Here is a 13844-nt window from a genome sequence, read left to right as displayed (position 1 = left end):
CTAATCAATTGGGGCCACACTTCCCCAGCCGTCAACCAGTGCGCTTGGCAGAACCGCGTCTCTCACTTTGACCAAGTGCTCTCTAAAAAGGTTGTAGCGACCGATTCTCCGCTGAAGCGGTCCGGCCACCAACCCTGGATGTACACCTAGAAGATTTGCGAATCCAATGATGTCGCGAGTCGCAAAAAAAGGTGCCTTGCGTGCCACAAACGCTTCAAGTTTTACACTGGGAACCAAGAACTCAGACGCTGCTTGATTTGCCAGTCGCTCCTCCTCAGCAACTCCGGTCCCCAGTCCGCCGGGTTCCCCATCGAGTTCTGAATCGATGATTGCCCCCGCCGTGCCGTGACCGAGCAGAACATGCTCGATCTCGTGTCGAAGGACGAACCAAAAGTTGTCGATTCGATCAAATCGGAGCGTCATCCCAATAACCGGTGCAGTGGGTGACAGCCAAAAACAGACGCCGTCAATTTTTGCAGAGGGTAGGGTCTCTACTATCACGAATCGGATGCCGTGTTCCGTCATCAGGCGAGGTACATGGCGTACGCTTTCGGGGGATGCTCGAAGAAGTTTCAACTTCTCGACGAGATCCGCTCCACGGGCGGGTGAATACTGCGGGGCGATCATGTCCTGTGCCATGCGCCTTACGCGATACACCCATGCAAGCTGAGCTGGAGTCGCCAAATCGGAAACTTGCGTGCGTTTCGCGGCGTGGGGGACAGGGTCGATCTCTTCGCCTTCTTTGACTTCAAAGAATAGATCAAGCTCTCGCTCAATTCCGATCTTGTCTCTTGCGGAATCAACGTCCAACCAACCACGTTTGATCATTGCAGATATCGGCAACTCCGCCAAAAACAGCCCGCGCTTGTTGTTTGGCTGATGGGGAACCTGCTTCAGGCGCTCCTTATGCAGTTCGTGCCGTGCCTGGAGGACGAGAAATTCCTCTGCTGGTACGGAGAACACCGATTCCAGCAAGATTGCAATCTTTGCCGTAACAGGCTTTTTATTACTGATGAGGCGACTGCACTCGCTCTCCTCTAAACTGCAAGCAAGTGCGAACGCCCTGTTTGTCCAGGCCCTTTCTGCGATCAGGGACTGAATGAAGGCCCCTGGCGACGTGATCACCGTACTCATGGCGCCATGCTTTCAAAGTTTGAGTGTTTTGTCAAACTCCCAAACCGAATTCCCTAAATGTTAAGTTTGAGTGAAATTGGGGGTCGAAGTTGTAGCGGCCGCCGCGAGCCGCTGAGACCTCAGTCAGTTTCACGCCTCACTCTGACAGTGGCATTCCATCGTGCATTGTGACAGGCCAGCAACGTTGAGCCCTCCGAAGTGCCTCCGTTAGCCTTACGTACCAGTAGGGTTCTCGCAAGCCGTTGCTGCTGCACACCCTCCACGTAGTTAAGTGTTATAAATAGCGCCGTGTGACAAGGTGGCTCGAGTGAAGATGGAAAGGGACCGCGCCTCATCTGTACTAGCCAACTCTGGGCCTTGCTCGAGCCCGGAACTGGCTGCGCTGCTCGTTGAGCAGTTGAACGTCAGCTCGGTGTTGGCTCGAAAGCTAATCTCTAGGTCCAAGACAATCAAGAAGCTGGCCCACCTGCCGCTTCCAAAACGGGCAAGGTTTGTTTACCTACAGAAACACTATGGCTCTCCGCTCTTTTGGGAAAGACTCATAGAGTGCCTCTTGGAGCATTCCGCCTCATACGGATCCGGTTTGGCTGCTCTGGTGGGAAGGTCAGGAATGATGCCAGTTAGGCATTTTCTCATCGCTTGCGGCTCGCCCGTTGCCCAGAAGAGGCGAATCCCTGGGCGGGTTGTTCTCGAAAGGCTACGCGCGGCTGAGCTGGTTCGAATATTTGAGGTCTCGGGAATAGGCGAGTGCGTAGAGCTAATTCATCAAGCGCAGCCATCCGCGCATGAGATTGCAGGAATGAAGGCTCGGCTAAAGTCTGAGCAGCTGCTCCTCAACGCGGTAAAGGATTGGGCCAGAAAATTGGGTTTCGCAAGTTATGAAAAAATCCAGTTAAGAGACGAGCAATCGGTCGATGATCCTAGGGTCGGACCGTTTCTTTGGGACATGACAGGTCCTTCATACTTGGGTCCTTTGGCATATTGGGGGGAGAGTGGAGGCAAGCCAAAGCCAGGGTTCGTGGTCTGTGACGTACTTGCCGGTAGCAGGGTCTCAGTAGCGACGTTAAAGCCTTTTATCAATAAATGCACCACCGTTAGAGCGATGCCAAACATAGGGCGTTGCCTACAGATGTTCATCGCGGATGATTTTGACGGCGATGCACTCAGGTTGGCGAGAGAGCGTGGCATTGTCGCAGCTACGGTTGAGGCATTGTTTGGCGCTGAGGTTGCTAGAAGTCTGCGGAACCTGGCAGAAATTTTGAAAGAAGTTGTGCCGACAGAAGGGAATGTCTCAAAACTCGATGAGATTTTTAGGAGGCTGAATCATATCGAGGGCGCGGCCAACAACTTGCGCGGTGCTCTCTTCGAGTACCTGGTCGCTGAAGTTCAGCGAATGATTGCGCCGCATGACTACATCCAGATAAATGAGATATTCAAGTTGGAGGGGCGCGCCGCAGAGGTTGATGTTGTTGTTTTTCACCGCAGGAGAATTGCGAGGTTCATTGAGTGCAAGGGTTACAGGCCTAGTGGCCTTGTGCCTGATGATCTTGTTGAGCATTGGCTGCTAAACAGGGTTCCGCTGATCGATGCGGTTGTGAGTCAGGACATGCGCTACAACGATTGCAGCAGGGAGTATGAATTCTGGACGTCAGGAAAACTGAGTGCCGAGGCGAGGGCAATGGTGAAGCGTCGTAGCGATAAGCTTAGCCGATATTCCATACGAGCTTACGATTGCGAAGACTTGCCCAGGTTAATGAACGACACTGGAAGTGCTTCCCTGAGAGCGTCATTTCGGGAGCATTTCCAGAATCATCCATTGAGCCAAGTTGATAGGATGGCGCTGAACCATGGGAGGCAGCTTCCCAGGGTCGCGGCACCTAGACTCTCCACGCGCGATGCGCCTGAAGAACTTTAATATTGCTGATGGGTGGATCTGTGGCTGACTGGCAATCTGCAGTGGATGGCTCGGTCTCCACTTGCCGCCTTGTTCGAGAGAGAGTCCCTGCGACCAGTGTGGATTGCTTTGTCCCGCACTGGTTGATTTTGCATTCGGACGAGGTGCGATCGCAGTTGCGGTCAATTACGTCATCCGTAGTTCAGCGTCGAATTGCCGTCTGATGCAACTGATCTTTGGCAGGGATGTGACAATATTGACGCTATTTGGCGATTTCTCGTTCAAAATTGGCTCGATTGCGTCTCATGATTGGCGTTTCTCGCCGCCTCCGAAATATCATTCTTGGACGCCTGCTTCACTTCGCGTGAGTGATCTCGCAAGGTGTGTCCAAGGAGCCTGACAGCTCCGCATAACAACAAGCTTGAACGTCGTACGTCGGGAGGGTGGCGGAATAGAACACCTCCGAGGAAATACGTCGCGCCGTTGTTATGCACGGTTGTCAGCCTCCCGACCCCCTCGTCATTTCGACGAGGGGGAACACTCTTGACGAGGTTGCATATGACAGTTTCAAGCTCTGATAACAACGGCGGTAGCGGCAGCGACAACAAGCCCAAGGGCCGGCTCTACTTCACCAAGCCCGACACCCTCCGGGTGAGGGCAATCCAGGATCCGACCGGGAAGCGCAACCTGGCCAGCAACCGCATCTCCTGCCTGTGGCTGCGCGGCATGTGGATGTCCCGGGTTGGTTGGGAGGTGGGCAGCCGGCTGGCGATTGAATGGAAGGAGGACTGCATCATCCTCCGCAACATGAAGGTCTGACATTAACGGCTTAGCCACCCCGGTTGGCGGTGTGCGCATGGCGCGCAGTGTGTATGCCGTCAATCGGGGAACAGCCTAAGGTCGCGAGTCTCTGGAGTCGGTGCGCCATCTGCATTTTCGACGCGATTCCAGGCAAGTGGGTTGATTGCGCCAGCGTATTGGTGGGCGTGGGGCAGGTTGAGAAATCAGAACTTGGTGGCGTCTTGGCCTTTTGGTTCAAGCGGTTGCGTGAGGTTCTGTGGTGGGCTGATTTGGGTCCCATGGTCATTTGCAATGTGCTGCAGATCGACCCCGATACGTATGAAGCGACAATCGCGCTCCCGGGGTTTGATGGGGTGAAGCCCCAAACTGGAGAAGATGACGTGGCACAAGCCGCCCCCCAGACAACGTATAGCGATCTTCGCCATCGGGCCATCCATCTCCTGGGTGCCGCTAGCGCAAGTGAGTTCGAGCTGCACAGGCTGGCAGCTGACGCTGACAAGCTGATGGCGGTGGATCCCATGGGCGCACTTGAGATCAAAGCGGTTCTTGCGGCGGTTCGGGGCGATCACGAGGTTTCAGCTGAGCTCTTTGACCGACTTCTACAGATGGCGGCTTGCGAGATGCGCTTCCTGCGGTGTGCAGTTCAAGTAGCGGCGATCTCGGGCCAGGTCTTCCGGACGAGGCTTCTGTATGACACGTTCCTGGCTGGCCAAGACCTTCCCGTCGCCTGGAAACAGGAAATGGGGCGGTTGCTCAGCTTCAATGGATGGTTCCGCGAGGCTGGCCGGTTGCAGAGGGAGCTGCAAGATGGCGGGGAGGACCCGTGCACAAGTGACGTTTCGCTTCTCGAGTTTCCGGCTAAGCCGACTGACCGCGATGGTCAAAGTGCGCATCCCATCTTCGCGATCAAGACGAGCATTGCTGAGATCCTTGATGAGACAAGGGTAGGTGACGAAGAGGTCGTCACTATTGTTGCCAAGGCGATCTCTCTGCTGAGGGCATGGGGCTATCCGCCACAGGGGGTTCATACGGAGACTTCAGTTCATAGCGAAGGTCCCCCGAGCGTCCTTGTGTCGTTCATGGTCATCGGAGACGTTGAGTCCGTCTCGGACGCGGAGTGGAGGCTCTATGGTGAGTTGGCTGGCGATGAACCCAAAGCTCTAATGGATGGGGTGATAGCCGTGGCTGTATTGGCGTGTAAAGGAGAAGCTCGTGGCGATTGATGCTGGAGACCTGAGTAGGTTCTCTCAGGGGTTGCTTGGTCCAGATGCAACCGAGGTCGAGTTGAGGGCTGCTTCCAGCCGCGCTTACTACGCTGCGTATCACGGCTTGCTTTGGCTCGCGGACCTTCTGCCTCCGTCGGAGCAATGCGACGAGCGGTCCAGGCATGTCGGGCATCGCGAACTCGGTCGCAGGATAAGTGAATGGAAGACGGAGTCTTTGAATCCTCGACTGGGTGGTCTCAAGGCTGTGAAGAAAGACGTCTGTATCGCCCTTGAGGCGTCGCGGGTCTTCCGAGAGACGTGTGACTATCGGCTGGACAGGCAGATCACTTTCACTCAGGCGCGTGCACAAGTGGAACGTGCCCGTCGCATTCTTCGGCATGTGGAGCAGTTCCGCGCGGCTGTTGTTGCGGAGGCTGAGTTACGGGTCGGGTGGGTTTGATCGTTGTCGCTAGGGTGACACGTTGATACCTGCGCCGGTCCTGTCTGGTCTCAGGCTGTGCGTCGGCCCCGGGCTACCGTTGACCTATGGACACATCAGACATCGCCTTTGTCGCCCCGGTCTTCGACCGGCCTGACCCAACCAAGATCACGCCCAGCTTTGGGCATCTTCTATTGAATGACACGCGTACGGCTGAAGAACAGTGGGCCGCCATGATCAAAGAGGCCGGCCGACGGAAGGGGCGAGGGCGGAGTCGATGGTGGGAGATGGGCTGAGAGATGGGTTTGCAGAGGGCCGGCGGACTTAAAATCCGATGTGGCCGCAGGCTTGAGCGGGCTGCGCTGGTTGGTCATGCCTCACCGGCCGTTGACGTGCTATCGGCGGTCGACTGTCGTGCGACCCTACCAAAGCGCAGCTCGTCCGCGTGATTCTGTGGTTGCGTCGCGCGTCCTATGGTAGGTTGCGGTCCTTCCCGATGCCGGTATGTAAAGGATTGAATGCATGGCTTCAGCGAACCTGGATCATATAAAGGACATGCTTGATGAAGGGGATTTGCAAGGGGCGCGCCTTGAGCTTCTGAACCTTGTGGAGCAAGGGCAGGAGACGGAGGGCATCTGGCTTCTCCTTGCCGGGATAGGCATGCGCACTGGAGATGCCGTTCTTTCCTTGAGGGCGTACCGCTCATTGGAGCGAACACGCCCACTCGATCCTTATGTTGCGTCAGGAATCGTTGAGTCCCTGATGCGGCTTGAGCAGTATGAGGAGGCTCGCGATGTGATTGAGGTGTTCGCTCGGACAACACGGAGTCAGTCTGACTTCACTCGAGCAGTCCTTGATCATAATCAGGAAGTCCTTGAGATCATTGAGGAGAAGCTTGGCCGGCGGTGAAGTGGTGTTGTCTGGCGGCGCTGGGCTGAGTCGGTGGGCGGGGTCGTTGAGTTGGCATGTTTCTGCGTTCTTTGGTCATGCCCAATCGAACGTTGAGTTGCTATCGGCGGTCGACTGTCGTGCGACCCTACCGGAGCGATTTCCGCGTGCGCGTGGGGCAGCGGAGCCGTCGGCGGTTTATCAGGCAGTTTCCCGTGCCCGTAAGCAGAGGCGAATCCGATGAAGCGTTGCCGGTGCGTGGTTCGCGCGCGCATGTGGGATCGAATCGGGGGCACCGTGCGCCGATGTGCGAGCACTCCCATTTCCAGCACGACAGACGCACGATCCGGTACGCATGGCTACTAGTTTGTTCTGAATGATTTACCTTGGTGCGCTCCATGTCTGTGCATGGACCTGTTTCCGGCACATCAGACTCACTGCCTTGAGCGCAGAGTCGTCCCATCGGCCTCATGGTGACGCCGAGTTCGGAGAAGATCATGACCAACCAGAATCAGCAGAATCAGCAGAACCAACAAGGGCAGCAGAACCAGCAGGATCGCGAAGGTCAGCGCCAGGGCCAGCAGCAGCAACAGCAGGATCAGAAGCGCGAGCGCTCTGGTCAGCAGGGTAGCGAGGAAGAAGAGTGAGCTTGATCCCTTAGGGGGACAGAAGCCCGGCCGTTGGCCGCGCTTGTTTTATCCGCGCCCGTATGGAACGTCGGTCCCATCGCGTTACTTCGTTCTGCTAAGCTTGCTACCTATCTAGCAGTACCAAGAGGCGAACTGTGCCCCTGTGTGCCATCGCCTATCGCAGCGACGCTGCTGACGGCATTTCTGTTGACCGCCTCAACGCTCTGGTCCGAGACGCGTCCCACCACAATCGGTTGGCGGGCGTTACGGGCGTTTTGTTGTTCGACGGCAGTCGGTTCCTGCAGTACATCGAAGGGCCTGAAGACGGCATCGAGTTCGTGTATTCGCGACTGATCAACGCTAAAAGCCATAAGAACGTGGCAGAGCTGGCGCGTGGTCATGGTGGCGTGCGCCGCTTTCCTTACTGGTCCATGCACTGGATCCCGGTTGAGCAGCACCAGTTGCATGCGCTCGCCGTGGCGGATTGGACGATGATTGAGAAGCACCGCAGTGAGTCGGGTGTTGTGGTGCCTGCCGTGGCGGAACTTACTGCGCTGGTTCGTCCGCATCTTCAAGATGCCGGTTGAGAGCCCCTGAGTTATTCAGGTCTTGTCTGTCACTTCCGCGAAGAGTTGATTGCTGACGCCTTGGCGTGAGCCGCAGTTGGGACAGGTGATGACCACCCCGCCGTCAAGGGTTTCCAGGCCCTTGCCTGGGTGCGCGCGTAATGTGGTGCTGCAGTTGAGACATTCTGCGTGTAACTGCTGCACGTTTGCGCATTGGTGGGGGTAGGTGGGGGCTGGTGCCCGCGCGTGCAGGATGTTGAATCGACCTGTGGTTGGCATGGGCGGACGGGATGTGGGGTTGTGAGCATTGAAACCCGAGCGCTGGTTGGGCGAGGTCAATTGTTTGTGACGTGGGTGTGTTTGGGCGCGCGGGTGTTGCGGAGCGGTGGCTGCGTTTTTGGGTCATGCCCTACCGGGTGGTGCGGTGCTATCGGCGGTCGACTGTCGTGCGACCCTACCAAAGCGAGGTTCGCGTGCGCGTGTGGACGGAAGCAAGGTCGGCGTTCGCAGGCAGAGGCGCGTTCGCGGAGGGTTAGCGCAGTTGGGGCGCGCGGAAGATGTGGTCGCGGGTTAGCGGAGCGAGTTTCAGATCCCCGGGGTTCTTCGGGTCGATCCAGGCGATTTCTTCCAGCTCTGCCTTGGGGTGGACCTCGCCGGTGTGGCTGAAGGTGTAGACCTGCGCGGTTACGGTGCTGCCGCGTTCGTTGACTGCAGGGGCGCTGAAGGTGCCGATGAAGACGGGCAGGGTGGGGGCGATGTTCAGGCCGAGCTCTTCGTCCAGCTCACGGCACAGGGCCTGGATGGGGTCTTCGCCGGGTTCGATCTTGCCGCCGGGCTGGATGAAGGCGTGTGATCCCTTCTTTCTTACCACCAGAACTTTGCCGTCATCGCGGGAGATGACGGCTGCTGCGATCTTGATGACGTCTGGGGACATCGGGTGCCTTGTTCTCGGTGCGAGGAACGATAGTCAGGCTCCAGTTTAATAGCGCGGGCAGGTAGGGGCCTACCCGCGCTGCGCTCATCCGGCCTTGGGCATCAACGCTTCTGCGTCCTTCCCGGCGGGAATCCGCATGGGTGCGCTCGAGTCGGTCACCGCGCGCCACACCGCTTCGGCCACGTCCTGCCCTTCGGTGATCGGACCACTGCTGTCACGGAAGCTTGCGAACACGCGCTGCGCGAGTTCGCTGTAAGCGGACGTGTCTTCCGCCTGAGGGCGCACGAGGGCATTGGAGCCGAACTGGGTGCTTGGAGCACGGCCGGGCAGTACCAGCCGCACGCGGACGCCGAACGGTTCCACCTCGATCGCCAGCGACTCGGTGAGGGCGTTAACTGCGGCCTTGCTGGCGGAGTAGACGCCCACGAGTGGCAGCGGCTTCAGCGTGACCGAGGAGGTGACGTTGACGATCACACCTTCGCCCTTGGCGCGCATCTGCGGCAGCACGGCCTGGACGACAGCCAGGGTGCCGAGGGTGTTGGTTTCGAACAGCGTGCGGGCGGTTTCCTGCGTGGTGAGTTCCACCGGCACGGCCGCACCTACGCCGGCATTGTTGACCACAGCATCCAGCGGCCCTGCGGATTCGATGGCGCGGCTGATGCTGTCTGGATCGGTGATGTCCAGGGGCAGCACGGTAAGGCGGTCAGAGCGCGGCAGAAGGTCTTCGCGCGGTGTGCGCATGGTGGCCACCACGTTCCAGCCGCGGTCGAGGAAGAGTTTGGCGGTATCCAGGCCGAAGCCGGAGGAGGTGCCGGTGATCAGTACGGTGGGCATCCCGGGGTTCCTTGATGAGTGGGCGAGGCCCATGTTCACCGGTTGGGGCTGGACGGTATATGCTGAGTGATCTCTTATTTTTCGTAGATCGTCCGGACATGGCAGATCCGCTGGCCCAGGTTGTCTCCCTGCTGCATCCCACCGCCCGGTTCTCCAAGCGAGTGGAGGGGGCGGGAGAGTGGTGCGTGCATCGCGAGGGTGAGGGCGAGCCCTTCTACGTCGCGCTGCTGGCAGGGGAATGCCGGCTGACCGTGGACGATCAGCGTCCACTGCATCTGCAGGCGGGGGATTTCGTTCTGGTACCTGCGCTGCGGTCGCTGTTCAATTGCAGTGCGGGGGCGGGCGTGGACGCCGTGCCCGAGTTGCCGGTTCGGCTTGGGGACGGATGGTTTCGCGTGGGGCGGCAGGATGGTCCGGCTGAGGTGCTGATGCAGATCGGCCACTGCCAGTTTGAATCGCCGGATGCGCCATTGCTGGTGTCGTTGCTGCCGCAGGTCTTGCATGTACGCGGTGTGGAACGGCTTGCGACGCTGGTGGAGATGGTGGGCGATGAGTCGCGCTCGGCGCGGCCAGGGCGTGAGGTCGTGCTGGAGCGGCTGTTGGAGCTGCTGCTGATCGAGGCGTTGCGGAGTGCGGCGCAGTACTCCGATGGGGCGGGGCTGGTGTATGGGTTGGCCGATGAGCGGCTGGCGGGGGCGCTGCGGGCGATTCATGAGCAGCCAGAGCATGCGTGGACGGTGGCTTCGTTGGCGGCGGAGGCGGCGTTGTCGCGGTCTTCGTTCTCTGCGCGGTTTACCCAGGTGGTTGGGGTTGCACCGATGGAGTATGTGCTGGCGTGGCGGATGGCATTGGCGAAGCAGTTGCTGCGGTCGCAGGCGTTGACGTTGGAGCAGGTGGCGGAGCGGGTGGGGTATGCGAGCGCGGTGACGTTCAGTGCGGCGTTTGTGAGGCGGGTGGGGGTTGCGCCTGGGCGGTATGGGCGGGTGGGGACCTAGACGCTGCGCGATGAAGGCCTGGGCGGGCGTGGTGGGCTTTGGTAGAGGCGGTCGTAAGACGCCTGCCGATATCCCTTGTCGGTGCTTTAACGCATGGACGTCTGCCGGAGATGTGCTTGCGTTTGGTGCTCATGCCCTACCGGACGTAGAGCCGTTATCGGCGGTCGACTGTCGTGCGACCCTACCAAAGCGCTACTCTGCCCCGTCATACTGCGCGCCCGCACAGCGAGGCTTGCGTAGTCGCTTCTCTTCATCTGTGCACGGTAGATCCAGCGCGCCGGTCGCAGAAAGCAGCAATTGAGCGGCTCGCGATCGATGGGCCCATGTCTTCTGCACTGCCTCCCCGTCCGGGGTCCACGCCTTGGCAAATCGGGTTTGAACATATGCAGGAGTGGACTTGGACCTGCCGAAGGCGTGCGAGTCGAATGTCCCCGGCGGTGTGTTTGAGGGGAGGGTAAGGACCAGTGGGGGCGCTGGGTCGTCAGACGTCGTCGATTCGACGAACTGCTCGCCCGCCGGGGAGGTAGATACCGTGCGCTCTGCTTGCCCAATCGTTGCATTGGGGCGGCTTCTGGGTATTGGAGGGGGCGGGCGCACGGGCGGGAAGGAGGAGAGCGGCCGCTCGACCCAAGTCAGAACGGTGCGGAACTCATCTGCCTCACGTTGAGCAAGCTTCGGAGCATCGTGCAGAAGCAGGAACAAAGCGAAGGTGATCTGCAGGGCAAGTGCGACCAGCATCGCGACGACAGCGTCGAATGACAGCAGGGCACGGAGGTGCCCGCCGCGAGACCTTGGATCTGCACGCAATTGCCGATGACCTATGTCGCTGCTTTGGTGCATGCAGTTACCGGAGACCTGATTCCATTCGGTGTTCATGCCTCACCGGGCGTTGAACTGCTATCGGCGGTCGACTGTCGTGCGACCCTACCTGCCCAGCCCAGCCCAGCCCAGCCCAGCCTAGCACCGGCACCTGCACCAGCAATGTCTCTTCGTCATTTTCAAAGGTTGCGTGATCTGGACATTCCTGGCCTGAACTCAATCTTCAGGCGCGTCATTGCCTCGAGCTCCTTGACTGCAGGTTCGTACACATCGGTATCGAAGCCTTGAATGTGGATCTCGATCGCACGGCGCTCCGGTTGGCCCGAGATTCCCGTGACGTCGGGGATGAGTGTGTAGATGACGGGAGCTGCTTTCGCCAGCACCTGACTGAATTCCTGCCCGGTATACGGCTGGCCGGATTCAAACTGGACCCTAACCGGGGTCCCGTCAACGGTGATCACTTGGTCAGGTTCAACTGCAGCACCCTTCAATCCGATGCGCAGGTGTTGATCGGGGTGTGCCTCGATGGAAAGAAACGCAATGCGTTCAGCATACTGCGTGCGGAGCCTTACGATATGTGGATCGAGTTCTGCCTGAACTCGAAGTCGGCTTCTGGCTTCCTCAAACGAAACGCCGGCATCCAGCATGTATGCCCTCGTGGCGACATCGTCTTCAATGTAGGACGGTGCTGAAAATGCGCTACCTGATACCAGCGCCGAAGCGAGTATCGTCAGGACAGTCATGCTGATTCCGGCGCGGTGACGCCTTCCAGGTTCTTGTGGATGAATGTTGTTCATTGCCCTCGATCCTTGATGGGGTGGCATTTCGTGCCGCGCGTGTACTCCAGGAAGAGACTATACGGGATGCTGCTGCAGAGCTCGATTCAGTCAGTGTGTCGGCGTATGGTCGGCTTCGGGGAGGCGGCTGCGTTTGGCGGTCATGCCCCACCGCGCGTTGTGCCGTTGTCGGCGGTCGACTGTCGTGCGACCCTACCAAAGCGGAGCGCGTCGGCGTGATACCCAGTCGTGCAAATTACTCTGAAGGTGCTGCCATGCGCGTACGGAAGCTGCTGGTCATTGCTGCCATCTGCGGGTCTGCGTCTGGGTGCCAGACCTTCCTGGAGACGTCATCCCCCTTCGATGGGGAAGAGGTGATGGAGGTGCGTGGGGTGGTGAAGGTCTTCACCGGTGGCCATGGCGGCGGCGGATTGGGTTTGATCAAGGCCGACGATGGGCGTTGCTACGATCTGGCGCTGCCGAAAGAGGTGGTGCGCAACCGTCGGCGCTGGAATCAGAGGGCGGTGGTTCTGTCCGGCGAGTTGCAGTTTCGACCTGTCCTGAGCATGCCCGAGATGATGTGGTTTGAGATCGGGGATCGGAGGGTGGATGGGTTTGGGTGCTCGGAGGACATCATTTATGTCCGCTCGATCAGGCGGGTGAAGGGCTGAGGTTTTCGCGGCGCCTGTTGGAGGCGCGCCTGCGTTTGGTGGTCATGCCCTATCGCGTGTTGAGCGGTTATCGGCGGTCGACTGTCGTGCGACCCTACCGGTGCCGCACGCCGCGGCCACACTTTGTGGCCAGGTGCCCGGTTCGCTGAGGCCGAAGATGAGCAGGCCGTCAGGCCGTTGCGGCGTAAAGCGGAAGCGCTTCCCTGTCCAGATGCTGCCAGCGGCCTTGCGCGAAGACGTAGCGCGTTTGTGCGCGTTCCTTTGGCGGCACTGGGGCTTCCAGCGGCGGCTTGGATGGGGGCGGGTCGCGCTCCGGCGGTGCTTCGCTCGGCGGATCTTCGCGAGTGGGTTCTTCCGGCGGTGGGGCTTCGACCGGCGGTTCCGGTGCGGTGGGGGCTTGGCCGGGGTTCGGCACCTGCGCGTGCGCTGTGACGTGGCGGGTTTCGAGCTGCTGCATTGGGGGCTGCGGCGTGGGGCGGTGTCGTGATCGTCCCATTCCTGATGTCAACGAAGGGCGATGACCGTGGGGTTGTGGTGTCAGTGCGGGCGGTGGAACATGGGCTCCCCTTGCACGACGGAGGTTCTTGATGAGCGATGTTTCGTTGCCCCGTAAGCCGATTGATGAGCTTGTTCCGTCTGATCTGGTGGGGTTTCCGATCTGGCAGTTCGTTTCCGATGCAGGAGATCAGGCGCTGGGGGAGGACGAGGATGAGACCTGGGTGACACCGTTGGAGCAGTCGTCGGTGCCATTGGGGCGGTTGTCGCTTTCTGTGGCGGCTTCCTTTGTTACGCCGGGCGGCCGGGAGTTGGTTGGCGTTCTGCAGGTGAACACGGAGGAGGGGCCTTCGGTGGGGCATGCGGCGCTGCTGGTGGAGGGGGAGTATCTGTTCCTGCCTTCTGCTGAGTTCATTGATGCGGAGGCGGATTATGTGGCGCTTGCTGAGGCATTGGGGATGGAGCGCGCGGATGTGTTTCCGTTGGAGTGGGTGTTGAGGGTGCCTGTTGAGGGGTCGGAAAGAGTGTTGAATGGGCGTTTTGTGGGTTGATGAAGCATTCGGGCCAGACAGCTTGCGTTCGTAAATGCTTCAGGCGTTGGTGACTGTATGGCCGACTTGCACACGCGAAAATTACATTGGCTTTGCGCCGCGCAAACATCGCGTACAGCGCGTGATTTTGAGGTCACGCGCACTTCATTCCAACTGCGGAAGAGTGGCCCCACCCCGACACGGGTCATTCCAAAAACGCAGGAGTTGAATTAC

Annotated in this window: 14 protein-coding genes; 9 read left to right on the top strand and 5 right to left on the bottom strand. The window is 59.2% G+C overall.

Annotated features, from left to right (window positions below; genetic code table 11):
- Positions 1 to 1134: an addiction module antidote protein, HigA family gene (locus RT551_RS03435; RefSeq protein WP_313455697.1), complete on the bottom strand. Its 1134-nt coding sequence runs from the start codon at positions 1132 to 1134 to the stop codon at positions 1 to 3.
- Between the two features lie 307 nt (positions 1135 to 1441).
- Here RT551_RS03435 and RT551_RS03430 point away from each other — a divergent pair, with 307 nt between their 5' ends.
- The 6 genes from RT551_RS03430 to RT551_RS03405 all read left to right on the top strand — a co-directional run bounded on the left by RT551_RS03430 (position 1442) and on the right by RT551_RS03405 (position 7577).
- On the top strand, positions 1442 to 3049 hold the full coding sequence (locus RT551_RS03430; protein ID WP_313455696.1) for a hypothetical protein: 1608 nt from the start codon (positions 1442 to 1444) through the stop codon (positions 3047 to 3049).
- Between the two features lie 537 nt (positions 3050 to 3586).
- Entirely contained in the window at positions 3587 to 3847 is a 261-nt protein-coding gene (locus RT551_RS03425; protein ID WP_313455694.1) for a hypothetical protein, read from the top strand.
- 275 nt (positions 3848 to 4122) lie between these two features.
- A complete protein-coding gene (locus RT551_RS03420) occupies positions 4123 to 5052 on the top strand; it encodes a hypothetical protein (RefSeq protein ID WP_313455692.1) in 930 nt (309 codons plus the stop codon).
- A 943-nt stretch (positions 5053 to 5995) separates the two neighbouring features.
- On the top strand, positions 5996 to 6382 hold the full coding sequence (locus RT551_RS03415) for a hypothetical protein (protein ID WP_313455690.1): 387 nt from the start codon (positions 5996 to 5998) through the stop codon (positions 6380 to 6382).
- A 476-nt stretch (positions 6383 to 6858) separates the two neighbouring features.
- Positions 6859 to 7008 carry a hypothetical protein gene (locus RT551_RS03410; protein ID WP_313455689.1) on the top strand — a complete coding sequence of 50 codons (150 nt, stop codon included), beginning with the start codon at positions 6859 to 6861 and terminating at the stop codon, positions 7006 to 7008.
- Between the two features lie 137 nt (positions 7009 to 7145).
- Positions 7146 to 7577, top strand: a complete 432-nt coding sequence (locus RT551_RS03405; RefSeq protein WP_313455687.1) for a BLUF domain-containing protein — start codon at positions 7146 to 7148, stop codon at positions 7575 to 7577.
- A 511-nt stretch (positions 7578 to 8088) separates the two neighbouring features.
- Here the strand turns inward: RT551_RS03405 and RT551_RS03400 are convergent.
- Both RT551_RS03400 and RT551_RS03395 read right to left on the bottom strand, forming a co-directional pair.
- A complete protein-coding gene (locus tag RT551_RS03400; RefSeq protein ID WP_313455685.1) occupies positions 8089 to 8490 on the bottom strand; it encodes an NUDIX domain-containing protein in 402 nt (133 codons plus the stop codon).
- A gap of 84 nt (positions 8491 to 8574) precedes the next feature.
- The gene (locus tag RT551_RS03395) at positions 8575 to 9324 is read right to left on the bottom strand and encodes an SDR family oxidoreductase (protein WP_313455684.1); all 750 of its coding nucleotides are present in this window, start codon (positions 9322 to 9324) and stop codon (positions 8575 to 8577) included.
- Between the two features lie 59 nt (positions 9325 to 9383).
- Here RT551_RS03395 and RT551_RS03390 point away from each other — a divergent pair, with 59 nt between their 5' ends.
- Positions 9384 to 10319, top strand: coding sequence for an AraC family transcriptional regulator (locus RT551_RS03390; RefSeq protein WP_313455682.1), 936 nt, complete (start codon positions 9384 to 9386; stop codon positions 10317 to 10319).
- 998 nt (positions 10320 to 11317) lie between these two features.
- On the opposite strand, the gene RT551_RS03385 is transcribed toward RT551_RS03390, so the two are convergent.
- On the bottom strand, positions 11318 to 11935 hold the full coding sequence (locus RT551_RS03385; RefSeq protein WP_313455680.1) for a hypothetical protein: 618 nt from the start codon (positions 11933 to 11935) through the stop codon (positions 11318 to 11320).
- Between the two features lie 254 nt (positions 11936 to 12189).
- Here RT551_RS03385 and RT551_RS03380 point away from each other — a divergent pair, with 254 nt between their 5' ends.
- Positions 12190 to 12585, top strand: a complete 396-nt coding sequence (locus RT551_RS03380; protein WP_313455678.1) for a hypothetical protein — start codon at positions 12190 to 12192, stop codon at positions 12583 to 12585.
- 169 nt (positions 12586 to 12754) lie between these two features.
- Here the strand turns inward: RT551_RS03380 and RT551_RS03375 are convergent, their stop codons facing one another.
- Positions 12755 to 13042, bottom strand: coding sequence for a hypothetical protein (locus RT551_RS03375; protein WP_313455677.1), 288 nt, complete (start codon positions 13040 to 13042; stop codon positions 12755 to 12757).
- 130 nt (positions 13043 to 13172) lie between these two features.
- Here RT551_RS03375 and RT551_RS03370 point away from each other — a divergent pair, with 130 nt between their 5' ends.
- Positions 13173 to 13631, top strand: coding sequence for a hypothetical protein (locus RT551_RS03370; protein ID WP_313455676.1), 459 nt, complete (start codon positions 13173 to 13175; stop codon positions 13629 to 13631).
- Positions 13632 to 13844: the final 213 nt, after the last annotated feature.

Origin of the sequence: Stenotrophomonas sp. (assembly GCF_032103445.1) — a bacterium.
GTDB lineage: Bacteria > Pseudomonadota > Gammaproteobacteria > Xanthomonadales > Xanthomonadaceae > Stenotrophomonas.
The sequence above is the reverse complement of the archived record's forward strand: the minus strand, read 5'-3'. Positions and strand labels throughout refer to the sequence as shown.

Coding starts and splice junctions, on each gene's coding strand:
- RT551_RS03435 (WP_313455697.1), bottom strand. CDS start 1,134: ATGAGTACGGTGATCACGTCGCCAGGGGCCTTCATTCAGTCCCTGATC.
- RT551_RS03425 (WP_313455694.1), top strand. CDS start 3,587: ATGACAGTTTCAAGCTCTGATAACAACGGCGGTAGCGGCAGCGACAAC.
- RT551_RS03415 (WP_313455690.1), top strand. CDS start 5,996: ATGGCTTCAGCGAACCTGGATCATATAAAGGACATGCTTGATGAAGGG.
- RT551_RS03410 (WP_313455689.1), top strand. CDS start 6,859: ATGACCAACCAGAATCAGCAGAATCAGCAGAACCAACAAGGGCAGCAG.
- RT551_RS03400 (WP_313455685.1), bottom strand. CDS start 8,490: ATGTCCCCAGACGTCATCAAGATCGCAGCAGCCGTCATCTCCCGCGAT.
- RT551_RS03395 (WP_313455684.1), bottom strand. CDS start 9,324: ATGCCCACCGTACTGATCACCGGCACCTCCTCCGGCTTCGGCCTGGAT.
- RT551_RS03390 (WP_313455682.1), top strand. CDS start 9,384: ATGCTGAGTGATCTCTTATTTTTCGTAGATCGTCCGGACATGGCAGAT.
- RT551_RS03385 (WP_313455680.1), bottom strand. CDS start 11,935: ATGAACAACATTCATCCACAAGAACCTGGAAGGCGTCACCGCGCCGGA.
- RT551_RS03380 (WP_313455678.1), top strand. CDS start 12,190: ATGCGCGTACGGAAGCTGCTGGTCATTGCTGCCATCTGCGGGTCTGCG.
- RT551_RS03375 (WP_313455677.1), bottom strand. CDS start 13,042: ATGCAGCAGCTCGAAACCCGCCACGTCACAGCGCACGCGCAGGTGCCG.
- RT551_RS03370 (WP_313455676.1), top strand. CDS start 13,173: ATGAGCGATGTTTCGTTGCCCCGTAAGCCGATTGATGAGCTTGTTCCG.